22 protein-coding genes are annotated in these 25,808 nt (G+C 62.3%); all 22 read right to left on the reverse strand.

Translation table 11 applies throughout. The annotated features are described in order from the left end of the window. Window positions 1-21 precede the first annotated feature (21 nt). Entirely contained in the window at window positions 22-426 is a 405-nt protein-coding gene (locus AC02Y0_RS14775) for a hypothetical protein (RefSeq protein WP_476379630.1), read from the reverse strand. Between the two features lie 140 nt (window positions 427-566). Next, entirely contained in the window at window positions 567-2,192 is a 1,626-nt protein-coding gene (locus tag AC02Y0_RS14780; protein ID WP_476379631.1) for a GMC family oxidoreductase, read from the reverse strand. A 60-nt stretch (window positions 2,193-2,252) separates the two neighbouring features. Then, window positions 2,253-3,752: an FGGY-family carbohydrate kinase gene (locus AC02Y0_RS14785; RefSeq protein ID WP_476379632.1), complete on the reverse strand. Its 1,500-nt coding sequence runs from the start codon at window positions 3,750-3,752 to the stop codon at window positions 2,253-2,255. After that, window positions 3,745-4,587, reverse strand: a complete 843-nt coding sequence (locus tag AC02Y0_RS14790) for a class I fructose-bisphosphate aldolase (RefSeq protein WP_476384048.1) — start codon at window positions 4,585-4,587, stop codon at window positions 3,745-3,747. Before AC02Y0_RS14790 ends, AC02Y0_RS14785 begins: the two co-directional genes overlap by 8 nt. Continuing rightward, window positions 4,587-6,314, reverse strand: coding sequence for a glycerol-3-phosphate dehydrogenase/oxidase (locus tag AC02Y0_RS14795; protein ID WP_476379633.1), 1,728 nt, complete (start codon window positions 6,312-6,314; stop codon window positions 4,587-4,589). The genes AC02Y0_RS14790 and AC02Y0_RS14795 overlap by 1 nt, the downstream gene beginning before the upstream one ends. A 61-nt stretch (window positions 6,315-6,375) precedes the next feature. Then, window positions 6,376-7,374: an aldo/keto reductase gene (locus AC02Y0_RS14800; RefSeq protein WP_476379634.1), complete on the reverse strand. Its 999-nt coding sequence runs from the start codon at window positions 7,372-7,374 to the stop codon at window positions 6,376-6,378. A 4-nt stretch (window positions 7,375-7,378) separates the two neighbouring features. After that, complete coding sequence (locus AC02Y0_RS14805; RefSeq protein ID WP_476379636.1) at window positions 7,379-8,344, reverse strand: sugar-binding transcriptional regulator; 966 nt, start codon at window positions 8,342-8,344, stop codon at window positions 7,379-7,381. Window positions 8,345-8,376: 32 nt separating this feature from the next. Beyond that, the gene (locus tag AC02Y0_RS14810; protein WP_476379637.1) at window positions 8,377-9,378 is read right to left on the reverse strand and encodes an ABC transporter permease; all 1,002 of its coding nucleotides are present in this window, start codon (window positions 9,376-9,378) and stop codon (window positions 8,377-8,379) included. A 13-nt stretch (window positions 9,379-9,391) separates the two neighbouring features. Beyond that, on the reverse strand, window positions 9,392-10,948 hold the full coding sequence (locus AC02Y0_RS14815; RefSeq protein WP_476379638.1) for a sugar ABC transporter ATP-binding protein: 1,557 nt from the start codon (window positions 10,946-10,948) through the stop codon (window positions 9,392-9,394). A 75-nt stretch (window positions 10,949-11,023) separates the two neighbouring features. Then, window positions 11,024-12,037 (reverse strand): substrate-binding domain-containing protein, encoded by a 1,014-nt coding sequence (locus AC02Y0_RS14820; protein ID WP_476379639.1) that lies wholly within the window; start codon window positions 12,035-12,037, stop codon window positions 11,024-11,026. 389 nt (window positions 12,038-12,426) lie between these two features. Then, window positions 12,427-13,746, reverse strand: coding sequence for an ABC1 kinase family protein (locus AC02Y0_RS14825; protein WP_476379640.1), 1,320 nt, complete (start codon window positions 13,744-13,746; stop codon window positions 12,427-12,429). Then, window positions 13,743-14,924, reverse strand: coding sequence for an FAD-binding domain-containing protein (locus AC02Y0_RS14830; protein ID WP_476379642.1), 1,182 nt, complete (start codon window positions 14,922-14,924; stop codon window positions 13,743-13,745). The genes AC02Y0_RS14825 and AC02Y0_RS14830 overlap by 4 nt, the downstream gene beginning before the upstream one ends. A gap of 138 nt (window positions 14,925-15,062) precedes the next feature. Next, window positions 15,063-16,229, reverse strand: a complete 1,167-nt coding sequence (locus AC02Y0_RS14835) for an AGE family epimerase/isomerase (protein WP_476379643.1) — start codon at window positions 16,227-16,229, stop codon at window positions 15,063-15,065. 34 nt (window positions 16,230-16,263) lie between these two features. Beyond that, a complete protein-coding gene (locus AC02Y0_RS14840; RefSeq protein ID WP_476379644.1) occupies window positions 16,264-17,577 on the reverse strand; it encodes a glycoside hydrolase family 130 protein in 1,314 nt (437 codons plus the stop codon). Between the two features lie 38 nt (window positions 17,578-17,615). Further along, window positions 17,616-19,895 (reverse strand): glycosyltransferase family 4 protein, encoded by a 2,280-nt coding sequence (locus tag AC02Y0_RS14845; protein ID WP_476379645.1) that lies wholly within the window; start codon window positions 19,893-19,895, stop codon window positions 17,616-17,618. Between the two features lie 97 nt (window positions 19,896-19,992). After that, window positions 19,993-20,196, reverse strand: a complete 204-nt coding sequence (locus AC02Y0_RS14850) for a hypothetical protein (protein ID WP_444557423.1) — start codon at window positions 20,194-20,196, stop codon at window positions 19,993-19,995. A 77-nt stretch (window positions 20,197-20,273) separates the two neighbouring features. Continuing rightward, window positions 20,274-20,537 carry a hypothetical protein gene (locus AC02Y0_RS14855; protein ID WP_476379646.1) on the reverse strand — a complete coding sequence of 88 codons (264 nt, stop codon included), beginning with the start codon at window positions 20,535-20,537 and terminating at the stop codon, window positions 20,274-20,276. A 669-nt stretch (window positions 20,538-21,206) separates the two neighbouring features. Continuing rightward, window positions 21,207-21,494 (reverse strand): DUF1488 family protein, encoded by a 288-nt coding sequence (locus AC02Y0_RS14860; protein ID WP_476379647.1) that lies wholly within the window; start codon window positions 21,492-21,494, stop codon window positions 21,207-21,209. Between the two features lie 2 nt (window positions 21,495-21,496). Next, on the reverse strand, window positions 21,497-21,742 hold the full coding sequence (locus AC02Y0_RS14865) for a hypothetical protein (RefSeq protein WP_102019245.1): 246 nt from the start codon (window positions 21,740-21,742) through the stop codon (window positions 21,497-21,499). A gap of 204 nt (window positions 21,743-21,946) precedes the next feature. Then, window positions 21,947-22,999 (reverse strand): AI-2E family transporter, encoded by a 1,053-nt coding sequence (locus AC02Y0_RS14870; protein ID WP_476379648.1) that lies wholly within the window; start codon window positions 22,997-22,999, stop codon window positions 21,947-21,949. Window positions 23,000-23,088: 89 nt separating this feature from the next. After that, entirely contained in the window at window positions 23,089-23,895 is an 807-nt protein-coding gene (locus tag AC02Y0_RS14875; protein WP_476379649.1) for a transglutaminase-like domain-containing protein, read from the reverse strand. A 111-nt stretch (window positions 23,896-24,006) separates the two neighbouring features. Next, window positions 24,007-25,791 (reverse strand): SLC13 family permease, encoded by a 1,785-nt coding sequence (locus AC02Y0_RS14880; protein WP_476379650.1) that lies wholly within the window; start codon window positions 25,789-25,791, stop codon window positions 24,007-24,009. Window positions 25,792-25,808 lie beyond the last annotated feature (17 nt).

Consider the following 25,808-nt stretch of genomic DNA (forward strand, 5'->3'; position numbering starts at 1 on the left):
GGCAAGATGGCGGCGAAACGGTCAGGCGGTGTGCTGGATGAAAGGCGGTGCGCGCGAGCGATAGGCTAGCGGCAGGAAGAAGGAGGCGCTGTCGGTGCAAGAGCGCTGGACAAGATCGCCGTGGCGGCACATCCAGAGCGTCTGGATGTCGGGAGAGAGAAAGCCATCGCCTGAGCCGGATGGCCGGAGTTTCGGGCGCGAGGATTGCTCGGAGACCGTCAGGAAACGTGTGTCACCAGCTCCACGGGCTGCAACCTGCCCATTGTCCGAACGCGACATGGCGCCGGCATTCGACTGGCCAGGATTGAAGCGACCAGAAGCGTCCCCGCCCAGTAACAAGAGCAGTGACGCGAAGAGGCTGGCGATAACGGCTAAGACGTGTCCGCGCTGTGGCGGCATGTCTTGCCTCAGGTTTCGTTCGTCCATGGACATCCTTCCAAGGGAGGATGTGGCACATCACGAGACCTTTTTCCACCCGGCAATCGCGCAGACGCGGTCACGTCGGGTCGTCGGCGTGCAAATCAGGCGAGCAGAGCCCCGATCCTTGGCGCGCGCTCACAGGGTGCCTAGCGCGCAGTCAGACGCGCCTGGCGGATCAGATCTGCCGCCTTTTCGGCGATCATTACAACCGGTGAGGCGGTGTTGCCTGAAACGATTCTGGGCATGATGGAGGCGTCGACGACGCGTAGTCCCTGAAGGCCGGTCACGCGCAATGCGGGGTCCACGACGGCATCCGGATCCGGCCCCATGCAGCAGGTTCCGACGGGATGGAAGATGGTGGTGGCGATGTCGCCGGCCTTTTGTAGCAGGGCTTCGTCGTCCTGGAACTCACGTCCAGGCAGGATTTCCTCGGGCTGGAAGGGACGCAGGGCTGCAGCCGACATCACCTGTCTTGCCTGCCGGATGGCGGCGATCGCCACGGAACGATCCTGGTCGGTCGAGAGGTAATTCGGACGGATCTCCGGCTGCAGGGCCGGATCAGCCGACGTTATGTGGCAGGTACCGGCGCTGGTCGGGCGCAACTGGCAGACCGAAACCGTGATCGCCGGGAACGGGTGCAGCGGATCGCCGAGCTTGTCGGTGGAGAGCGGCTGGATGTGATATTCGATGTCGGGCCGGTCTTCTTCCGGACTGGACCGGGTGAACATGCCGAACTGGCTGGGTGCCATCGACATGGGACCGGAGCGGTAAAGGGCATATTCGGCGGCGATCTTCATCTTGCCGCGCCAGGAGTTGGCAAGCTGGTTCAGCGTCACCGTGTTCTTCACCTTGAAGACCGTGCGGATCTGAAGATGATCCTGCAGGTTTGCACCGACGGCTGGCTTCGCCATGGCAACATCGATGCCAAGCGACCAGAGGCGGGTGGGGTCGCCAATGCCCGACAACTCCAGGAGCTTCGGCGAGTTGATGGCGCCGGCAGCGAGGATCACTTCGCCTGACGCTTTCGCGGAGAACGCGCCTCCCGGCGTGCGATAGTGGACGCCGGTCACGCGTTTGCCTTCGAAGGTCAGGCGTTCAACCAGGGCATGCTGGACCAGGCGCAGGTTCGGGCGCTTCAGGGCCGGCCTCAGAAAGCCGCGGGCCGTGTTCCAGCGCACGCCCTTGTGCTGGTTGACGTCGAAGAAGCCGGATCCTTCATTGTTGCCGTCGTTGAAGTCGGCGCGCGGTTCGATGCCGAATTCACGGGCGCCTTCCTGGACGGCTTCGAGGATATCCCATTTCAGGCGCTGGCGGCTTACCTTCCACGGGCCACCCTTTGCGTGCGTTTCTCCTGACGGCCCGTGATAGTCCTCGGATTTGCGAAAATAGGGCAGCACATCCGACCAGCCCCAGCCGGGGTTTCCGAGGTCGCGCCAGCCGTCGTAATCTGCGGCCTGGCCGCGCATGTAGATCATGCCGTTGACCGAGGTGCAGCCGCCGAGCACCTTGCCGCGCGGATAGGCGAGGCTGCGGCCGTTGAGGCCGGGTTCGGATGCGGTGCGCATCATCCAGTCGGTGCGCGGATTGCCGATGCAGTAGAGATAGCCAACGGGGATCTGCACCCAGTGATAGCGGTCCGAGCCTCCGGCTTCCAGGAGCAGCACGCGGGTCTTCGGATCCTCCGTCAGGCGGGCGGCGAGAACGCAGCCTGCGGTCCCTGCCCCGACGATGACATAGTCATAGTCGCCATCGAGCCGTGTCGTGTCCGGCATGGTTCTGTCCTTTCGCTGGCGATCAAGATCGCCGATGTTCGTTTGTGATACGCGGCCGAGCTAGGGCTTCAGGCGTAGTGCGGCCCAAAAGTCCCGCATCTGGTCGGTCAGGGCCGTGTAGAGCCCGTATCGCCTGCGAAAATGCTCCGTGTGTTCCGTATTCGGCTGGAAGTCTCTGGCAGAGCGGGTCATCGCCGCCACGGCCTCTTCGTAGGAGGCGTAAAGGCCGATCGCGACTGTGGCACCGATTGCAGCCCCCAGAGCACCGGTCTCCCGGGCCTCTGCCACGGTCAGCGGGATCTCCAGGACATCGGCCATCATCTGCGGCCAATGGGGGCTGCGCGAGCCGCCGCCGGACATGACTGCGCGATCGACGGCCAGACCGGCATTGCGCAACACTTCAATGTGGCGTCGATGCTCGAAGCACACGCCTTCGAAGAGCGCCCTGATCATGTGACCTTCGCCATGCCAACCGGCGAGACCGTAGAAACCGCCGCGAAACTCGGCACCGAGGCGCGACCCGAAGATGAAGGGATGGAAGAAGGGGTCGTCGGCGCGGGGTACGACCTTACCGACCTCTTCGTTGCAGCGATCGAAGGCCTCGCCGCCATGGTCGCCGCGCATGCGATGCACATACCATTCGAGATTGGCGGCGGAGGTCGCGCTGGATTCGATGTTGACGTATCGCCCCTGCCCGAAGGTCGTGACCATGAAGACGTCGGGGCTGATGACGGGCTCATCGGCAAAGACCTGGTTGATGCTCCAGGTCCCCGCGATGACCGAGGCTTCACCGGCATGGATGACGCCCGAGCCCATCGCGCTTGAGACGACGTCGAAATAGCCACCGATCACAGGCGTGCCTTCCGCGAGACCCGTTGCCTTGGCGGCCGCTGCGGTGACCCGGCCGACAATGTCTGCGGACTGGACGCGATCGGGGAAGAACGGCAAGGCATCCTCAAGGTGATAGAGGCCGAGCAAATCAGCGTCGAGTTCGCCCTCCGGCATGGCGAGGAGGCCTGCGCCGCTGAGGTCCGAGATATCGTTGGCCAACCGTTCCGTCAGGCGGAAGTTGATGTAGTCCTTGCAGAACAGGACAGCGCCGATCTTGGCATAGGTCTCAGGCGCGTGGCGCTTGATCCAGGCAAGCAGGCTCGGGGTCTGTGATGGCCAGGGGCGCTGGAGGCAGCGTGCCTGCAGGGCGTCCCCGTGTCCACGATCGAGTTCTGCGGCAATGTCAGCCGCACGGCTGTCCAGCGACTGGATGCCCTTGAGCGGTTGGTGGGCCCTATCAAGCAGGTAAAGGCCGTTGCCATGGCCGGCACATCCGATCCCCAGAATCCGGGTCGGATCGACGCCGGACCTCGCGATGACCTCTCGGATCGCCGCACAGCCGTTTTCCCAGAGTTCGGAGAGATCACGCTCGACATGGCCGGGTTCGGGAAAGCTCGACTGGCCGTCGATGGCGCAGTGTGCGATCTGATGGCCCTCTGTGTCGAAAAGCACGGCCTTAATGACCGTGTTTCCGACATCGACGCCCAAGATGTAGTTCTTCTCAGCCACGGTTATAAATGTCCCATGCTTCTTCGCCGCTGGCGCGCTGGTGGATGATCGCCATCAGAGCCTTCACGACAGCCTTCGGATTGTCATGCTGATAGATGTTGCGTCCATAGACCATCCCGTTTGCGCCTTGAGCCATCAGGGCCGCTGATTTGGCGAGCACGACGCGCAGATCTTCGCGACCGCCGCCACGGACCAGAACCGGGCAGCGCGCCGCTTCGATGACCTTGTGGAAATCCTCGGGATCGCTGGTCGGATCGGCCTTGATGATGTCAGCGCCCATTTCAGAGGCCAAACGGACCAGCGTGACGATCTTCTCGGCGTCGCCGTCCACCTGATAGCCGCCCCTGATATCATTGGGCAGCATCACCAAAGGCTCAATCATCAGCGGCATGCCGTAGCGATGGCAATCGGCGCGCACGCGGGAAATGTTTTCGACACATTGGCGGAAGAGTTCCGGCTCGTCCGGCAGCATGAACAGATTGACGACGACACAAGCCGCATCCATCTCCAGCGCGCCGATGATCGGTTCGTCATGGTTTTGCAGTAGCGACCACATGCTGCGGTGTCGCGTGGAATTGTAGGGGTTGCCCATGTCGATGCGCATCACCAGAGCCGGCTTGTCGCGCTCGGGTCTCGCCTGAAGCAGGTCTGCCTGGCCATAGGCCATCTGGATGGCATCGGGGCCTGCTTCGACGAGCTTGCCCACCACGCCTGCCATGTCCTCCAGGCCGACCAGGAAGCTCGGCTCGTTGCAGACACCGTGATCGATGGCGACGTCGAGGCAGCCGCCCTGACGAAACAGCCTGTTCATTCGTGCCTTCTTGGATATTCGCATCATGACGCCTTGTCCTTTTCCTTGCATCTGTCCTGAAGCATTGCGACCGAGACCCCGTAATAGGTCCCGAGTTCATCGATGAGTTGCCGCCGCTCCGCCAACATCTGCTCGCCCGACCAGGCGAACTCGCGGGCCATGATGGTCAGCAGGGTGTCGAGAATTTCGAGATCGATCTGGCCGGTGATCGCAAGGCTCGTGCGGCGGAGCACGATATCGGCCAGGTGATGAACGTCTTCGCCCCGGATGAGCCAGAGGATTTCGGCGAGCGTCATCACAGTTGTGGAGGACAAGGGAACGTCATCCGGGTGTCCGTCGCAGAAGGCCATCACATCGAACGCCCGTGATCCATAGGTGGATGCCAGGTGATCGGCGCGGGCCTTGCCGATCGGAAACTCGCGGGAGAGCAGCGCCGACAACCGCTCGCCATCCGCCGGGTAGTTCCGGCCGCCACCGATGGGACGGTCGGCGGTCGTCGCGATACGGGGACGGCCGAGGAAGGCGAGCACCTCGTCGGTCACCTGTTCGCCGAAGGCGCGGAAGGTCGTCCACTTGCCGCCGACCATGCAGAGCTGGGGCGGATCGCTCTCGACGCGATGAATGACATGACTGCGCGATATCTTGCCCGTGAATTCCGCATCGCTGCGCGGCAGCGGACGGATGCCGCTGAAGCTGAAGACGATATCGGAGGCAGCGATGGCGAGATCCGGAAAGACCGTGCGGATGGCGGCGAGGATGTAGTCGCGTTCCTCGGGCTCGCAGCGCGTCCGGCCCGGCTTGTCGACCTTGATATCCGTCGATCCGGCCAGCACGCGACCGAGATAGGGAAAGAGGATACAGACCCTGTTATCGGTATTCTCGAAGAAGATCATGTGGCCGTTCAGAGCCTGATAAAGGGCGTCATTCGCGAGGATGAGATGTGAACCCTTGGTGCCAGTCACCGTCTTTTCGGCAGGTGCTGCGCCGTCGCTCAGCGCCGTGATTGTCTTGTCGATCCAGGCGCCTGTGGCATTGACGATCATGCGGGGACGCACGACGATGAGTTCGTTCGAACCTTCTGCCGAGAGCTGGTAGCTGTCGCCGATCCGCAGGAGTTTCGCGTAGTTCAGCGCGATCGCCTGGGGCGCGTCGCTTCGCGTGTCGAGGACGAGTTCGAGCGCCAGGCGCTCCGGCTGACTGATCCAGGCATCGTAATAGGTCGCGGAATAGCGAACCTTTGACGTCAAGGCCGGCCAGAGGGCTCGGGTGCTGCGGGCATTGCGGAACTGGTGGCGCGGAAGAAGCCGGTTCTTGCGGGTGACGAAATCATAGAGCGAGAGGCCCGCCTTGATCGCGAGCGCCCCACGGCTCGATGGTTTGCCGGCCGAGCCGAAGAAGGTGGCAGCCGCGTTGAAGAAGCCGCTGAAGATCGAGTGGATCGGGATTGTCGTCGGCAGGGGGTGGACCATGTGGGGAGCGAGCCGCAGCAGGGCGTCACGCTCGGCCAGGGATTCCCGGACGAGATTGAATTCGCCATTTTCGAGATAACGCAGCCCGCCATGGATCATGCGCGAGGGGGCGGCGCTGCAGCCCGAGGCGAAGTCGTCCCGCTCGACCAGAAGCACGCGCAATCCCTGCAGCGCCAGATCGCGATAGGCGGCAATGCCATTGATGCCGCCGCCGACCACGACGACGTCGAAATCGCCGTCCTGTCGTATTCGCCTGAGCGCGTCCTCGCGGAATGTGGACATGGAAGTACCGTTCGCTGGTTTTGACGCCAACGTCCCAATTCTCTGTTGTGGTCTGTGATGGTTACCGGTCGAGTTCGACCAGATGGTCTCTTATGCCGGCCGTGATGGCCGATACGTCGTTCTCAGTGAGGCGAAGTCGCGCCGCACCGGCATTCTCGATCGCCTGGGTGGGGTCGCGCGCACCGCAGAGCGAGAAGGTGATGCCCGACTGGGCCACCGTCCAGGCGATCACCACCTGGGCGACCGACGCCTGATGCTGGTCGGCGATCGGGCGGATCACGTCCATGAGCCGAGCGACCTTCTCCCGATTGCTCAGGCTGAAGCGCGGATTTCCATGCCGCTGGTCGTCATCAGCAAAGACGCGGTCCGGACCGATCTTGCCCGAGAGCAGGCCGAGCGCCAGCGACGAATAGCTGAGAATGGAGACCCCGTTGTCGATGCAGGTCGGAACGAAGCTCGTCTCGATATCGCGCTTCACCATGGAGTATTCCTCCTGGATCGCGTCGAGCGCACCGGTTGCGAGATAGGCGGCCAGATCTGCCTCAGACACATTGCTCGCACCGATCGAGCGGATCTTGCCCTCGTCCTTGAGGCGGAGCAGTTCTCCGACCGTCGCGGCAATCGGCGTCGTCGCATCCTGCCAGTGGGTGACATAGTGGTCGATATAGTCGGTGCCCAAACGGCGCAGGCTTTGTTCAACTTCGTAGCGGATGGAGGACGGCCCCAGATAGCGGTGAACCGGCTTGCCAGCCTGCTCGAAGAAGTAAGTCCCCTCTCCCACATGCCAGACGAGACCGCATTTGGAGACGAGCACGACCTTGTCACGCTGGCCTGCAATCGCCTTGCCGACGATCGTTTCTGCGAGCCCCATGCCATAGGCGGGTGCTGTATCGATGAGCGAGATGCCGGCATCCACCGAGGCTTTGATGGCGTCGATCGATTGCTGCTCGTCGGTGCCGCCCCACATCCAGCCGCCGATCGCCCAGGTGCCGAGCCCGACCGCAGATGCCTCAATGCCGCTTCGGCCGATAGGCCTGGTTACAATGCCTTTGTCCGTCACCGGATCATCCTTCCCCATGTGTATCGAGTGCCCGGGCGATTTCTTCGTCCACCACGAGCGAGGTCAAAAACCGTCCGGCAAGGGTCGCTGCCACCGGGCCCGCCTTCAGGCTGCCAGCCGCCACGCCGATGATGGTCGGGCAGTTGGCAAGGTCTGCCGGGTCGAGTGCCACGACCCGCGAATTGAGATCGATCTCGGCAAGCGAACCATCCGCCTTGATCAGATGCGCCAGGAATTCTCCGGCAATGCCCGCGTCAACAAGCGCCTGGCCACCCCGCGCCGGATCCGGCAACAGGTCGTAATAGCCGGAGCCCGGTGCCTGGACGGAGCCGATGCCAACCAGAGCCACGGTGGCCTGGCGTGCCAGATCGAAGACTTCCCGGATCGAGGCGACATTCATCAGGAGGTCGCGCTGCTGCTCGTCCTCGGCAAACAGGGGGGCGTGGACGAGTTGCGCCGTGCCGCCGAGCTTGTCGGCCAGTTGCGTCGCCAGGTGGTTGACGTCGGTATAATGCTTGCCCTGCACGCCGCCGGTCAGCGGCACGACCCGGACATCGAAGCGACGCTCAGCCTCGAGGTTTTCGACCACGGCACTCACCGCCTTGCCGCCGGTGATGGCGATGACGTCGCCATCACGAAGCGTTTCGAGAAGATGGTTGGCCGCGACCCGTCCGACCATCTGCAGCGTCGTCTCCGGATTGTCGGAGACGGTGGGCGTGACCACCGACTGCTTCAGGCCGAAGCGCTGGGTGACGTCGTTTTCCATATCGACCAGCCGCTGAAAGGGGCTGGAGATGCTGATCTTTACCATGCCCGCCTTGCGGCCAGCGGCGATCATGCGGTTCACCTTCGTATGGGAGAGGTTGAGCTTCTCGGCGATCTCCGACTGCTTCACACCCTCGATGAAATGCAGGACGAGGACCGAATACATCTGGCGCTGCTGATCAAATTCATCCCTGTTATCCACCATGACGCGTCGTCTCCTCGTTGCTTCCCGGCTGCTCAGCGGCGGCGCTTGACCAGGTAGTGGTCGAACAGCACGGCGGTGAGCAGAATGCTACCTTTGATGATGTCCTGCCAGTAAACGGACACATTGAGCAAGGCGAGCGAGCTGGAAACCACCGAAAGCAGGACCGCGCCGAGGATGGCACCGAAGATGGTGCCGGCACCGCCCGAGAGGCTGGCGCCACCGATGACGGCTGCCGCGATCACGTTCAACTCCATGCCGACGCCGAAGCTGGGCTGGGCAGAGCCGAAGCGAGCCATATAGATGACGCCGGCCACACCGCAGAGCGCAGAGCAGAGCGTGGTGGTGGCGAAGACGACGCGGCCGACGCGGATGCCGGAATAGGCTGCCGCCTTGGGATTGCTGCCGGTATAGAAGACCTTGCGGAAGACCGTGGTCCGGCGCAGCAGGAAGTCGAAGGACACCACGACAACCACGAAGATGATGATGACGAGCGGGATGCCGTAGACAGCGCCCTGGCCGATGAACTTGAACTCCGGCGGCAGGGAAAAGAGCCCGAGCGGTCGACCACCCGTCGCCAGCAGGCAGACGCCGCGGGCAATCACCATGACGCCGAGCGAAACGATGAAATGGTGCAGGCCGACCACGGTGGTCAGAAAGCCCATGAACATGCCGATGCAGGTGGTGACCGCGATGGCGAAGGCGGCTGCGGCCCAGGGATCGATCCCGTTCAGGAAAAGCCATCCGGCAACCACCATGGCGAGCGCCGTGACCGAGCCGACCGACAGGTCGATGCCGCCCGAGATCAACAGGATCGTCATTCCCACGACCACGATGCTCTCCACAGCAAAGGCCATGGCCATGGCGCGGAGATTATCGACGGTGAGGAAGTAGGGCGAGATGAAGGACATCACCGTGAACAGCGTCAGGATGATGACGATCAGGCCCGTCTCGCGCGCCTTGATCGCGGGTGTCCACCACTGAACCCGGCGCTCGGCGGCCGAGCCTGCGTGCTGCTGTGTGTCGATCGTTACCATTTGTCCCACTCCCTCATGCTTTGCCCTGGGACGCGGTAACGTCCACGGGCGAAGTATCGCCCTGGGTCAACTGACTGCTGATCGATGCAAGCTGCATGATCCGTTCTTCGGTCATCTCGGCACCGGTGACCTCTCCGGTGATGCGCCCCTCGCGCACCACCAGCACCCGGTCGCTGACCCCGATCAGTTCGGGGAGCTCGGAGGAGATGACGATGACGCCGACGCCCTCATTGGCGAGATCCCGGATCTGACGGTGTATCTCCGCCTTGGCGCCGACATCGACACCACGGGTCGGTTCGTCGAGGAAGACCACCTCAGGCTCGACCGACAACATCTTGGCGAGCGCGACCTTCTGCTGGTTGCCGCCGCTCAAGGTGTTGACGGCGTCGCCCACCCCGTTGGAACGCAGCTTCAGCCGTGTCCCGTAGTGCTCGGCGCGTGTCGTCTCCTGGCGGCGGCTGATCAGGCCGAAGGGATTGGCCACGCGTTTCAGATCAAGCGCCGAAACGTTGCTGGCGATGGACATGTTGAGGAACAGGCCGTCGCCCTTGCGGTCTTCGGAGACATAGACCAGCCCCTCGCGGATGCTGTCGCGATAGTCCCGAAGGGAGAGTTTACAGCCCTTGAGCACGACCTCCCCCTCGGCCTTGCCCTCCAGCCGGCAGATGGCGCGCACGATCTCGCTGCGCCCTGCGCCGATCAGGCCGGCCAGGCCGAGGATCTCGCCCTTGCGTAAGTCGAAGCTAACGTTGAAAACCCTTCGCCCTTCGGTCAGATTGCGCACCGAGAGAATGACATCATCCGACTTGGCGTCCGGCGCCTGCTTGGGCGGATAGAGCTTGTCGAGCACGCGCCCGACCATGCTGTTGACGACGTCTTCCGGGGTGATCGCCGCGATATCCGCCGTCTTGATGTGGCAGCCGTCGCGCATGATGGTGATGCGGTCGCAATGCTGGAAGATCTCCGCCATGCGGTGGGAAATGTAGATGATCGCAATACCCCGATCGGCCAGGCGCCGCATGATCTTGAACAACGTCTGCGCTTCGGTTTCGGTCAGGGCCGCGGTCGGCTCGTCGAGGATCAGAATACGGCAGTCGAGCGTCAGCGCCTTGGCGATCTCGACGATCTGCTGCTGCGAAATCGAGAGATCGCCCGCACGGCGCCTCGGATCGATATCGCCGATTTCCTTGAGGATCTCACCGGCGCGGATGACCAGTGCGCGGTAATCCATCAAGAGGGTACGGCTGCGGCCCGTTTCGGCCATGAACATGTTTTCGGCGACCGAGATCTCCGGGCAGAGGGCGATTTCCTGGTGGACGAAGCCGATGCCGAGCCGGTTGGCGGCATTCGGCGAAGCGATACGAACGGGGGTACCGTCGAGACGGATCTCGCCGCGATCAGGCTGCAGAATGCCGTCGATGATGTGCATCAGCGTCGACTTGCCCGCACCATTTTCGCCGGCCAGCGCGTGGATCTCGCCGCGGCGCAGTTCCAGTTGGGCGCCACGCAGGGCCTGGACCGGTCCGAACGACTTGTGCACATCCGTCATGCTGAGGACGACCTCGGCCATGACACCCCTCCCCTTCCATCACTTCGACTTCCCCGGCGCCGCGAGACGCGCCGCCGGGGTCATGCAGGTCGGCGCTCAGCGCCCCTTCATGTATTCGTTGAGGTCGAAGGATGCGGCGTTGGCCTTGGTGATGACCGCAAATCCATTGTCCATCGACGGCACCTGCATCGGGTTGAAGCCCGAGACCTTGTAGTCGTTGAACGGATCGATGAGTTCCGGATGGGCGCCGAGGAAGGTGTTCATGAAGCCCATGAAGCCCTGGATGCCCTGGTTCGGGTTAACCGAGATGTGGATGTTGCCCTGCTTGATGTGTTCGAGCGTGGTGGGCGTGATGTCTGCGTGCAGGATCAGCACCTTCTTCTTGGCTTCGAGAACAGCCGCAACCGCACCTTCGGCAGAGCCGGCTTCGGGGATCCAGAGCGCGCCGAGGTTCGGATTGGCCTGCAGCATGGCGGCGACCGCCTGATAGGCCGCGTTGGAATCCTGGTTCGTCGCCTGGCGACCGACCAGCTTCATGTCCGGATGGGTCCGCTCCATGTAGTCGATCAGCGCGGTCACACGCAGGTCGTGGTTGCTCTGGCCCGGGTTCTCAAGAACAGCGTATTCACCCTTGCCGCCCAGCGCCTTGACGATCTCTTCGGCCGCAAACTTCGCCTCGGCGACGTTGTCGGAGGTGATGTAGGCGGTGCGCTTGGACTTCGGCGAATCTGCCGCAAAGGTCGTGACCGAGATGCCGGAATCGATGGCCCGGTTGATCGGCTCGATGAAGGGGTCCGACTGCATCGGATGCAGCAGGATGCCCTTTGGCTTCTTCACGACTTCCTGCTCGAAGGACGCGATCTGCTTGGTGATGTCGTATTCCGGCGTGCCGGTGAAAGCAGCCTCGCAGCCGAGTGCATTGGCGGCCTGCTTGAAGCCTTCGAAGACCGGGACCCAATAGGGATGGCCGGAGACCATGACGTTCATGACATAGGTTTCACCCGGCTCGCAGGCAAACTTTCCTTCCGCATGGGCCGGCAGAACGGACCCGGCGATGGCGGCGGCGGCAACCAGGCCGATGGCGGTGGCGGCCTTCAAAGACTTCAGCATTTTCCCCTCCCAGAGATCAAAGACAATCGCAATAAAATTCATCTGTCAGAATTTATTGCGTGACGTCATCTCTAATGCACGCCGTTCCTTGCGTCAATCATGTCCGCATAATATTTTTATAGCTGAAATTTATTTCAATCAAGGGCAGCGCAACGGAGAGATCGGAGGGGGACTAGAGGCTTTTCGGAGGAACGACGGCATGCTCGGCACAGGGGAAAAGCGGCTCCGCGAGACGCAAATCGAGCCGTTGGCGGCCGCTTCGCGGCTGATACCGTGAGGATGCCTTGTGAATGGCTGTCGCCATTCAGGCTACTGGCTGGGGCCTCATCTGGCTGCAGGGTGCATCGTGAGCCACGGCAGGCATCTGGCAGAGGGACAGACCCCGGCCGTCAGGCGTAATCGGCGAGCATCGCCGATAGTGGCAGGCGGACGCGCAGTTTCATGCAGAGAAGGGCGAGGCCAGTGATCTTGCGCTGCAGGAACATCTTGTCGGGCGACGGCAGGGCCCAGAGTGCCCGGTCGGCGAAGAGCGGCACGGACCGTTCCCGAACGGCGACAAGCGGTCCCCGATCGCTGAAATCGACAAGGCCTCCTGGACCCTTCAGGACATGATCCAGCACGATGGAGGTCATATCGTCCAGCGTGCGCCCATGGCGATCGCTCTGTGCCGTCGAAAGGTACTGCATGTCGACAAGCGCATCGCGCACGGACTTGACGCTCCCGGCAAGTGTGGCCCGCAGCAGGACGCGGTAGGCTTCGGCGCTTTCGGCGGAAACGGGGCGCACGGCGCCGAAGTCGAGCAGGACGACGCGCCTTTGCTCAGGCTGCCAGAGATAATTGGCAAAGTTCGGATCGGTCTGCATATGGCCGAAGGTGAAGAGTTCGCGCAGCGCCAGATCGGACATTGCCGTCATTGCTGCGTCGCGGTCGGCCTGCGGCGCAGACGCAAGCGTTTCGAGCGGAACGCCGTCAACGAAATCCATCGGAAGCACCGTCGGCCGCAAGAGTTCTTCGACCGGCGAAGGCACGACGAAACGAGGATCACCAGCAAGCAGTCCGCCGAACCTGCGCATTTCCTCAGCCTCACGCAGGTAGTCCGCCTCCTCGCGCAACTGACGCTTGGCTTCGGCCAGATGCGGCGCGATGTTGAGGCTGCCCGGAAGCAGACCCGATAGGCGCAGAAAAGTCGCCACGTTGTCGATGTCGGAATCGATGCTCCTGGCAACGCCCGGATATTGAACCTTGACCGCAACCTTGCGACCGGAGGCAAGCACCGCCCTATGCACTTGCCCGATCGATGCTGCCGCGATCGGGGTCATCTCGAACTGGCTGAAATGGCGACGCCAGTCCGGACCCCAGGCACTGGAGAGTGCTGATGTAAGCTGGCCCGGCGGCATGAAATGAGCCGACGCTCGAAGCTGCGAGAAGATGGCCTGTAGCTCCGGCGGCAGAAACTCGCCGGGCTCCAGCGACACCATCTGGCCGAGCTTCATGGCGGCGCCCCGCATGCGCGACAGCTGGTCGGCCGCCTTCAGCGCATTCGACGGCGTCAGCAGAAGATCGCGAAGATGGGGCCTTTCGCCAGCCGCAAGCCGGCTTAAACCTTCCGCGACCATTCCCGAAGCAACGCCGCCGGCGATCTGGCCAAGTGCCGCCAACCGGCTCAATCGGCCCTGCGGGACCGGTCGGTAGCGATCACGGTCACTCATGGCGACGCCTGCAGGAGGGCTGGAATTTTCTCCTTGAGCCCGAAGAAGCCTTTTCGGCAATGGGGCCAGCTCCTTCGGTCCCAGTCCCGCAGGTGTTCTGCAAACACGATGCCGCATTGGGCGAACTCCGCCTGCAGCGGCGCGATGGATGAAGCGACTGGTCCCACCGGAAGGAAAGCGGTCGCAATCTGCGTGCAGCCGCTCGCTGTCGCCATGTCCGACAGGTCACTGGGCGAAAGGGCTTGAGCGATTGCCGTATCCGGCCAGACCTCGGAGGCGCGTGCGAGGCCGTCGGCAAGCGCTATCCGGTCCCAGTCATTCCGGCCGTCGAGAACCGCGATCGCCTTGACCGGGAGCGCGCGGATCTGGTCGATCCGCTCCACCGAAAGGTCTTCGGTGGTGAGCAGGAGCAGCGTCGCGGCTGAAGGGTCCGGCTCACGCATCTGTCGAATGGGTGTGGGCTGCGGCACCTCCAGGCTATCTGCGGGAATGCGGGCCGTGCGGGCGAGGTCCTTCGGGGCGAAGCGGCCATCGGTCATCGACTTGATACGCTCGGCATCGGCAAGATAGGCCTTGCCGGCTGTATGAAGGCCGGCGACCCAGCGCCAGGACAAAGTGTTCGATGCCGGATCGGCGTCGATCAAACGATCGAACATCAGGGCGGCGCCGAGTTCCCAGGGCAGGCCGAAGGTGAAGATCCAGATCGAGGCAAACTGCATCCGCGCCCAGTTGTGCAGGTAGCCGGTTTGCTCGAGCTCGACGGCCCAGGCGTCGAAACAGTCTATTCCGGTGCGACCTTCCACCGCCGCTGCGTAGCGCTTCCGGACATCGTTCGACGTCTCCAGCCGCTCATGCGCGCGGTCGAGCGCTTTGCCGTAATCCTCCCAGAGGAAAGGCCGCTGCTCCAGCCAGCCTTTCCAGTAGGTGCGCCAGAACACCTCGCTCACGAACTTTTCGGCCGGGGCCAAACCATGCCGCCCAAGCACAGCGTCGACGACTTCTTGTTCGCTGACCAAACGCCTGCGCAGCGCGGCAGACAGCTGCGATACATGCACATGGCCGCCCTGCCCGTTTTCCTTGTTGCGCAAGCGCGCATAAGCCCCTGCCGCAGCCGGCAGGAAGGCATCGAGACGGCGCAGAGCGGCGTCGCGGGTCAGGGGAAATGCGGTATCTGCCATGCTGGCTCCAAGCTCTTTCAATGCCGATGGCAGACGCTTCCGCAGTCCGGAGTGGGGCGAGTTGCCTGCCACATCCTCTACGGATGTCGGAGGCAGACGGACTTTGGGGTGGAGAAAGATCGGGAGCGAGAAAGGCCTCTAGCAGGCTTTTGCTTCTGATCTCATGGGGGCCATCTGCCTGTCGCTCTCGACCAGGTCTGCGACCATCGTCCAGAGATGATAAAGCGAGCTCGCCGGGATCGTGCCGGCGATCGGCTTATTCGCGAGATCCAGGCAATCATGCCAGCAGCCGGCGGGTGCATCGGCCATATAGGTGGCCAGCATCGCCGAGGCCGCGTCGTCCGCCTGAGCCAGATAAATCCCAAGCCCGAGACGCTCGTGGAGCGCCAGGAATGCCTTCAGCATCTCAACCTGCGGCCAGAGCCGACGCGACGGGCTGACTGGTCTTGATGCGGAAACGGCATCGACCAGGAAGAGCGAGCCATTCGTTCGTCCAATCGTGAGCGCGGTTGACAGCAGGTCCAGGCAGATCGCGGTGTGGTCACTGTGCGCGAGGGTGTCGTGGCGCTTCGTCAACCAAACCCATTCGCACATGTGGCCGGGCTCCAGTCGGTCCGACCCGTATTGCTCGGCCAGTTCCCAACGGGGGCCGAAGAATTCGTGCAAGGGCCCCTTCGGTCCGACGAGGAAATGCGAGCGCAGCAGGGCAAACGCCTTGCTCTCCGCCCGCATATGCGTGGAGGTCCGGTTGTTTTCGCAGAGTGCCAGCGTGGCTTCGAGGTAGTGCATGTGCGGGTTCTGCCGGCGTGGCAGGGTACCGTCACTGTCTTCGGCCCAGCCGCCGAAGGCATCCTTCAACGTCCGGTCGATCGCGATTACCATCTGGTCGATCTGACGACGATAGAGGTCCTTGCCCGTTGCCGTTAGCAGCCAGGAGAGGGCGAGAAGGACGCAGGCATTGTCGTAGAGGTCCCGCACGGGATCGGTCACGGTCTCAGTGCGGCGGTCGAAGGCGCGCGCATAGCCACTGCGCTTGCCCCCGACCCAGGCGACCCTGTGGAGATTGGCGAAAGCCCGCTCGGCCATGGCAAGCGACCCGGACGGGGCGACGCGAAGATGGGCTGCATGGGCGTGCACATAGATCTGGCGTGCCACCGTGCGTGTTCGGACCCCACCTGATCTCTGGGGCGATCCGTCGAGCTCGAGATGCTCGACGAACTGTCCGCTGCTGTCGTCAAAACCGGACTTAGCCCAGGTCGGGAGGATCTCTTCCAAGAAGCAGGATTTGAGCAAAGCGAGGGTCATGGCCCGGAGCCTTTCGGACCAAGCCCCTCGCCGCTCACGATGTCGCGCCAATCGGGCGCATGGTCTCCAGAAGCCGGCTGATCTTGATCGTGGTGAAGTTGGAATAGGTGTCCGACACCGCATAAGGCAGGGCGATCAGATCGCCATGGCGCATGGCACCGCAGGAGTAGACGACGTTCGGGACATAGCCTTCCCGCTCTGTCGGTTCCGGCTGCAGCAGCGGTTCGACCGTGCGCGAGAGGATGATGCTCGGGTCGTGCTTGTCGAGCAGCGTCACGCCGATCGCATAGCGCCGCATTGGTCCCACGCCGTGGGTGAACAGAAGCCATCCCTCGTCGATTTCGACCGGCGAGCCACAATTGCCGATCTGGACGAACTGCCAGGCGAATTCCGGCTTCATCAGAAGCCGTCCCTCGTCCCAGTGGTGCAGATCGTCGGAATAGAGCAGGAAGAGGTTCTCGCTGTCTTGCCTGGCAATCATCGCGTAGTGCCCGTCGATCTTCCGGGGGAAGAGCGCCATGCCCTTGTTGCGGGCGGCCGAGCCATGAAGCGGCGTCAGGGTGAAGTTCAGAAAATCAGTGGTCTCGAGAAGCTCCGAGCGGATCGAGGAGCCGCTATAGGCGGTATAGGTCGCGAAATAGATCGTCTTGCCCTCGTCATCGAAAGCCACGAAGCGGGCATCCTCGATGCCGTTGGATTGTGCCTCGGTGACCGGGAAGATGACCCGCTCGCTCAGTTCGCTTTCGCTCTTGAAGGCAAGCCCGATGCAGCCGGCGGGCGCCAGGCCATCGCTTGCATGGATGTCGGGCAGGCCCGCCAGCCGCGTCGGGGCATCTATCGTCACCGCCCCCTTCGGATCGATGACGCCGGAGCGGAAGGTCAGGGACGAGATATGCCCCTCGCCGACGGCCCTCAGACTGATGATCACCCGCGTGCTGCCAGCCGGAATGTCGGATTGATCCGGATGGGGCACGATGCTCGGATTGAACAGGGCAGCTGATTCAAACGAATATTCGTTCATGAAGTAGGCGCCGACCAGTTGCCGCTCCTGCTGACTGAACTGCTGGTGGTGCTGGAAGGCATCTTCCATGGCGTCGGCCCGCAGCTCGAACTGGCGCAGCAGGTTGCGATGCCGGCCGTCGAAATTGGCAAGGATGTCGCGCAGCTGGTTTGCCGTGGCCGTCGGGTCGAGAGACAGCACGCGGTCGACGATTTCGTTGGCCCTCGTCTTGTCACGCGGGTTGAGATGCCGCGGCTCGGTCGACGGTTTGAAAGGGCGAACGATGACCCTCGTGGGATCAGGCTTCAGATAGAGGGCCTGCCGATTGAGAAGGCTTGAATGGGGCAAGGAAGATCCTTCGGAGTTCTGGGCATGGGAGGGTCGGGTCAGGACAATTGCCTGACGCCAATCCTCGGAAGCACGGGGCGCAGCATCTGGTTGGCGCGGCCGATCTCGATGCAGGAGATCAGGTAGCAGAGGACGGATTCCGCCCCTCGGTTTTCGTTGGGACGATCGGCATGCAGCCCGTCCCGGCAACTGCCCGTCTCGGGGTCGACGAGCGAGATGCCATGATCATTGCTGCCGGTGAACCAGTCGAAGGCCTTGTTGGCAGCCTCGATCCAGGTCTTGTCGGAGGTCGCCTCATAGGCAGCCAGACAGGCTGACACCGTGGCCGTCGCCTCGACCGGCTGCTGATCGAAGAGTTTCGGGGCCTGCCCGATCTCGAAGAAGCCCTCGGTGCCGACAGCGCGGAACTGGCCTGCCTCCCCCGTCTGCTGGGTCATCAGCCATTGCAGGGTCGCCACACCGGTCTCGACAAAGGCCGAAACCTTGGTCGCTGCACCCGTGATGATCAGGGCCTGGCTCAGGCGGGCATTCTCATAGGAGAGCCCCTCCTCGAACCAGCGGCGCTCGCCTTGCGACACCCGGCGTTCCAGGTCCATCAGGTTTTCCGCGTGCCGGACGCGCAACATGCGGGCGTGGGCATCTTGCGGGTTGGCGGTGCAGTAGTCATTGAGGCCGAGCAGGGTGAAGGCCCAGGCGCGCGGCGAGCGGAAATCGAGAGTGGCGGTCATTGCCCTCGCGAAGAGGGCACTCGCCCAGCGACGACGAGGTGCATCTGTGTCCGAGAGCGTGCAGGCACCGAGCGCCCAGAGCGTGCGCCCATGGCTGTCCTCGGATCCCTCGTCTTCGAGCCAACGGCGATCGAAGCTCATGAAGTTGCGGAAACGGCCGGTATCCGGGTTGAATGCGTGTTCGACGAAGGAGGCGAAGGAGGCCGTCATCCGGTCCGCAATGCCGGTCTCGCCGACTGCGGAAAGCAGCGAAGACAGAAGCAGTGCCCGGGCATTGTCGTCGACGCAGTAGCCGTGGGAACGGTCCGGGACCGAGAACACAGCATGCTGGAAGATGCCCGTATCGTCGCACATCGTGCGCAGATGGCCGAGCTTCAGCGCCGTCTGTTGTGGCGGTCGCTTGATCCGCAGGGAAATCAGATCGCTGACCAGCTTCGGTCGATAGGCAGCGCGGGCTTTCGCCATGCTGTCGAGATAGAGTGTGGCGACATGCGACCAGATCATCGATCGGCCGGCGTCGTAGGCCTGCTTTCGCATCGCCGTCCTTGCAACATCATCCCCGAGCAGGGAGGCGATTGCCTCGCCGGTGGCGGCTGCATCGCCGAAGGGCACGAGGATACCGCGGCCATCCGCCAGCAGGTCGCATGCGTGCCAATAGGGCGTTGATACGACCGCGCTGCCCATGCCGAAGCTATAGGCGAGCGTGCCCGAGGTCATCTGCGCCTCATCGAGATAAGGCGTCACATAGACATCGCTCATGGCGATGAAATCGAGAAGCGTCGGCAGATCGACGAAGCGATTGAGGAACTGGACGGCGTGATCGACGCCGAGCCGCTCGGTGCGCTGGCGCAGGCCGTCGCGATAGCTGTCGCCCTGCGTGCGCAGAAGGGTCGGGTGGGTCGCGCCGAGCACGACATAAACTGCATCCGGGCTCTGCTTCAGGATCGCCGGCATGGCGTCGATGACCACCTCGATGCCCTTGTTCGGAGAGAGCAGGCCGAACGTCAGGATGACAGGGCGGCCGGCATAACCGCGCTCGACCTTGGCGATGTCAGGATCGTGGAAGGGGCGATCGGGAATGCCATGGGCAATGACATCGATCTTCTGGGGAGCGACGCCATAGATTTCCGTCAGCAGGGTGCGCCCCTTCTCAGCCATGACGACGACACGGCTGGAGTGGGCGGCGACCTTCTGCAAGACGCGGTGTTGAGAGGGCGTGGGTTCGGCAAGGATGGTATGGCAGGTGGTGACGACCGGGATGCGCAGGTTGTCGAGGAGCGCGAGGATGAATTCGCCATCGGGGCCGCCGAAGATGCCGAACTCATGCTGGAGCGAAATCGCATCGAAGCGCCCCTCATTGAGCACGCGTGCGGCCGTCACGTAATCTTCGATCTCGTCTTCACGGATCTCGAAGATCACTTCCTCCGGATAGGCATAGCTCTGCTTCGGGTCGGTCACGGCGACGATGCTCGTGCGGATCGGCTCCGCCGCATCGGCCATGGCCTGGGAGAGATCGCTGGTGAATGTCGCGATCCCGCATTGGCGCGGAAGGGAATTGCCGATGAAGGCGATACGTGTCGGGTTTGTCATCTGCGTTCCCTTCAGAACTTGGTGGCGAGGTCTCGCCGAAAATTGCCGGGGCGCAACGCGCGTCCAGATCGTGGATACATGCGCCTCGGCTCAGGGATCAGAGCGATCCGACGGCCTCGAGATCCCGCTCCAGGGCGACGCGTCCCTGATGCAGTTCGGCATTCCAGAGCCGGTATTGCGGGCTGTTCTGGTATGCCGGCATGGGGGCTTCGATCGTGTAGGTGACGGCGGCAGCCGGCGAGAGGCCCTTGGTGGTGACGAGGCGAACCATCTGTCCAATGGTGAAGCGATGAGAGGGCATGAATTTCTCCATTCGTGTGAGAGCGAGTTGTTTTCGGTCGCGGATTAAAGGCCCGAATGCGTGGGCCAGAGGCGCAATCAGTTTTTCTGCGTGGCCAACTGCTTGTCTTTTTCGAGCGCTGCGTCGAGGTCGGAGGGATCGATATCGATGAGGCTCTTCTTCTTGCCGGTCACGACCTCGATCACGGTTGAGATCCGCCGATAGGCGAGCCAGGAGATGCCAGTGATCTGTTCTTCATCGTCCTGAACCTGGTAGTCGCCTGCCGGATAGGTTCCATCGAGGCCCGCCAGCGTGAAGGGGCCATCGAAATGCACCGTCCTGGTCTTCGTTCGGGTAAACATGCAAAGCTCCATTCTCTTGGTCGATCCAGGGGGCAAACGCTGGCGGATATCGCCGCGTCATCAGGACCTTCATGGTTTCGGCGTCTGAAAGGGCCGTTTCCTGTGCGCGAACAGGAGAATGCTGCAGACCTCGCGTGGATCGATGGGGCGCCTGATCTTGATGACGTTCCGCATGGAGGCACGCGCGGCGTCGAGGCTTGATCGAACATCGGCCAGGACGACGATTTTAGAGTGTTTCTCCATCGTCGACCTCCGACGCGGAGGTCCCGGGTGTGCGCAGCCCTGAAGCACTGCCACCCTCGTTTTCCCACCGCGACAAGGCGATCTCCTGTAAGAGACCACCCGGCCTCTTCGGTAAGGAGAAACCAATCCGCATGGTCCTACGCTCGCCAATCCGGGCAGCCGGTGCGTGTTCCTGCAAACCGTCCGCGCCGTGCCCGACCTCCTGACCGGAAGCCGTGTGGGCGGGCCGCTTGCGAAGCGCCGACAGGATGCGCGGATCGGTGATCGAGCCGACAGACCTAGAGCTCAGCCGGACTACCATGACGATGCGAAGAACCGTCCTTCAGGACGTTCGCCGGTCTCCGTCTTCATGATTGGCAACACGATTTCCAAATGCATGGACGTCTCCTCAGCCCGAAGGCACGGGTATGCGTGACCTGCCTGAAATCAGTTTGCGGTCCGAAAGGACGAACCTACCGCACCCGCGTCCAGTTCGATCATGGACCGGTTGTTCTGCTTGTACATCGCCTGCGCGATCGCGATGATCTTGGTGCGGTATCGATCAAAGGCCATCAGGTAGCCCTGCTCATGCAGTCTCGGCGCTGGAGCAGCCTGATCGAGCAGTTCGACGGGAAACAGAAACAGGATCTGGTTCAATCCGTCGTGACCGATAAACCGGATGACACCGCGGCGCTCGTCATAGCTTCTGGTCGGGTTGTTAAAGGACAGCGTCATGGTTAGATCTCCACAGACTTGGATTGATACCGTGTTGTCGAGACACTTGTTGCCCAGGCGCTGAGCGCAGCAATTAGACGGTCGGGCTCCCGAATTCCCTTCTGATAAAGCTCCATGACATGGCGTGCGGCGATCCGGTCAAGCTCAGCCATGGGCTCTTCAAACTGAAAACCCGTTTGTCGCAACACATCTCTGATGATGCTGACGTCCGCATTGTCGATGGACTGCTTGATGTCGTCGGAAGACATGTCGTCCTCCTTTGTTGGGGCTCGGGTGAGTGCCGCCCGGAAAATGACAACGCCCTTACAATGGCTGTCATTGCACTCAATATGGCGCCTAAATCAAAAATTGCAAGGACAGCAACCTTCGTTCAAAAGGTGTAACCGCGATCACCCTTGTTTTGTTCCGCTTATGAATGGCGACAGTCCGATTCAGTTCGGAACTGCGGAATTCTATGCCTTCGGCGACTGCGTTTGCTGCTGGGTAAACAGCGACCAGGCGGAGATGAAGAGAGCCGCAATCAAGGGGCCAATGACGAAACCACTGATGCCGAACAGCGAGATCCCGCCGACGGTCGATATGAGGACTACATAGTCCGGAAGCCTCGCTCCCTGCCCCACCAGTGGCGGGCGAAGCAGGTTGTCGACCAGCCCGATGACGAGCGCGCCGATCACCACCATGATGATGCCCTTGATCCATGCGCCGACAAGGAAAAGCCAGATCGCAGCGGGGATCCAAACGATCGCGGCGCCGACGGCCGGCAGCATCGACAGGAAGGTCATGACCACACCCCACAGAAGGGCCGCCTCGATCCCGAGCGCCCAGAAGCTGATGCCGCCAATCGTGCCCTGGATGATCGCGATGATAACATTGCCGCGGACGGTCGCACGGACCACGGCCGCGAACTTGTCGAGGAACTGCCGCGTGTAGTCGTCGCTCAGCGGGATGGAGTGGCGCATCATCCGTCCCAAGGAGGCACCGTCCCGGAACAGGAAGAACAGGAGATAGAGCATCAGGCCCATGCTGATGAAGAACTGCAGCGTGTTCTGCCCAAAGCTCAATACACCACCCGCAATCGACTGCCCCGCCTCCATGACCCCGGAGGAGAGTTTGGCCCAGAGCTCGGCAAAGCCACCGATCTTGAGCGAGTTCAGCCAGTTGTCGAGGAATGCGGGAAGCACGGCCTGGAGGCGCAGGAGGTGCGCATTGAGGTCGATCTCGTTGCTGCTGATGCGCTGATAGAGGCTGGTTCCTTCCTGGACGAGCGAGGCCAGGATAGCGAGTGCCGGCAGGATGACGAGGCATATGCAAAGAAGGACCGTCAGCAAAGCCGCGATGGTGCTTCGGCCGCCGAGAAAGCGCTCCAGGCGCTTGTGCAGCGGGAAAAACAGGATCGCCAGAATGACGGCCCAGAGCACGGCCGTGTAGTAGGGAACGAGAAGCCAAAGGAAAGCGACCGTCACGACGATAAGGAGCACATAGAAGCTCGCTCTCTGGATGGACATGGCGGCACGTTCCTTCTGTCAGTGCTTGCAAGAGCATCTGGAATTCATCGAGGCTCACTGGTCACCCGGCTCACGCCCTGCGTAACCCGTCACACAATCTCTTCCGTCACGACCTCGAAATGGGTGAGTGTAGCCGGTCCAAACGCGGTCGAGAGCGCGACATCGGTGGCATCGCGGCCTCTCGCCATCAGGATGCGCCCGATACGGGGCTTGTTGTGGCGCGCGTCGACGGTCCACCAGCGACCACCGAGATAGACCTCGCACCAGGCGCTGAAATCCATGGGATGCGGATCTTTGGGCACGCCGATATCGCCGAGGTATCCGGTGCAGTAGCGCGCAGGGATGTTCAGGCAGCGGCAGAGCGTGATGGTGAGATGCGCGAAATCGCGGCACACACCCGTCCGGTCGATGAAGCCACCATGGGCGGTGCGCGTCGGGTCGGCCCTGTCATAGTCGAAAACGAGATGGCCGTGGACGAAGTCGAGTATGGCCTTCACCCGCGGCCAGCCCAAAGGCGTCTTGGCAAACTGCTGCCAGGCGAAATCGGCCAAGCGGTCGGTGTCGCAATAGCGGCTGCCCAGCAGGAAGACCAGGACATGATCGGGCAAGTCCTGGATCGGGAGTTGCACGGCCTGTTCGGGCAGAAACTCCGGCAGCCCGCTATCGCTCACCTCAAACTCGGCCGAGATCATCGTCCTTCCGGGCGGCGCCAGGATCCGGCTGCAGGCATTGCCATACTCATCGAGATAGTCGCGATGGGAGATCGGACGGCTGAAGGAGAGGTTTTGCTCGGTGCAGAGATCCCGTTCTCGCGATGGGTGAATTTTCAGGACGAGCAGCATCGGCGTCTCGTTCTGACATTCATATTCGATGTGAAACCCTGCGCGGATCCTCATGGCACCGCCTTTCTGCAATAGCTGGCCGGACTCAAAGGACTCAACGATCGGCAGCCGCTGGCGTTCCGTTCAATCGCTGCGTTGGTCCCGGACAGTTCCGTGTCGGCCTCCTCAAAGACCATAGTACAGATAGATTGCATAACACGACGCAAAGCCCACGATGATGTTCATCGGCAGTCCGATCTTGACGAAGTCACTGAAGCGGTAGTTGCCCGCACCATAGACAAGCGTGTTTGTCTGATAGCCGATCGGCGTCGCAAAGCTGGCGCTTGCACCAAACATCACCGCCACGACCAGCGCCCGCGGCTCGACACCCAGTTGCTGCCCGAGACTGATGACGATGGGCGTCAGAATGACGGCAACCGCATTGTTGGTCACGCATTCCGTCAGCGTCGAGGCAAGCACATAGACGAGGAGCAAGACGACAAAGGGCGACACCGTCGACATGATCGGCATGGCCGCATCGACCACGAGAGTGACCGCACCTGTCTCCTGCAGACCCTGGCCGATGACCAGCATTGCAAAGATGAGGATCAGGATCCCGCCCTCGATCGACCCCCAGGCCTCGTCCGCATCAATGCAGCGGAGGATGAGGATGGCCGGGACAGCGATCATCGCAAGGATCGCAATGTCCATGACGTTGAAGGCTGCAAGCATGACGACGAGGCCCAGCGCCAGAAGCGCAAGCGGCGCCTTGGTTGGACGGAAGGCACGGGCCGTCGAACGGGTGACGGATACCAGATCGCTTTCGTGCGACAATTCGTCGAGCGCTTCGGCGGTCCCTTCGAGCAGCAATTTGTCTGCCGGGCGCAAACGGACATTGCCGAGATCGGGTCCCGGAACATGCCGGTGACGATGGGCGCCCAGGATGCGGACGCCGAAGCGGCGGCCAAGGGACAGACTGGAGAGGAGCGTGCCATAGCTGAAGCGGCCGGGTGCGACGACGGCTTCCACGACAATCTTTTCGCCGTCGCCCGCCGTGCCGCGCCGTTGCCCAACCCGCAACCCTTCGAGATTGTTCAAGGTGAGCAACTCAGGGGACTTGGCAAGCACGATCAGCGCGTCACCTTTCTTGAGCGTGAGGGACGGCACGTCCTTGCGAACGACATTGCCGTCCGACCGCAGACCGACGATCCGCAGGCCGGGCTGCTTGAATTCCGCGATCTCGCCGATGGTTTTTCCGGTTAAGGGACCATCGGTCATCACGGTCAGCTCCGAGAGATATTCGGCGTCATCCTGGCTTGCCAGTTCGCTGCCTTCCTCGCGTCGATCCGGCAGAAGGAACTTGCCCAGGACTAGCATTGTGAGGATGCCCGTTCCGGCCGTAGCGAGACCAACGGGCGTGATCTCGAAAATCGAGAACGGCTCCATGCCCTGGCTGCGCGCGACGCCATCGACCAAAAGGCTGGTAGAGGTGCCGAGCAAGGTCAATGTACCACCCAGGATCGCTGCATAGGATACGGGGATCAGCAGGCGCGTAGCGGCGATGTCGAGCGCTGCCGCAAGCCGGATTACGATCGGGATCAGCACCAGAACCACCGGCGTATTGTTCATGAAGGCGGAGGCTGCGAGTGCAGTCAGCAGGAAGACAGCCAGTGCCAGCTTCGGATAGGTCTTGGCGCGTTCGAGAACGATGCCTGCGACGCTTTCCAGCACCCCTGTGCGGACCAGTGCGCCCGTCAGGACGAACATGGCGGCGATGGTCAGCGGTGCGGAATTGGAGAAGACCGCCATCGCCTTGTCGGTCGGCACAAAACCGAGCACGATAAACAGCGCCGCACCGGCCGAGGCTGTGACTTCGGCCGGATATTTCTCCCAAACGAACATCGCAAAGAGCAATACCACCAGCCCAAGCGCAACCTGAGCCTCATAGCCCGCGAAGTACGTCATCATCATTTATGTAAAGCCCCCGA

It is taken from the genome of Allorhizobium sp. nf9_anc (assembly GCF_056323085.1).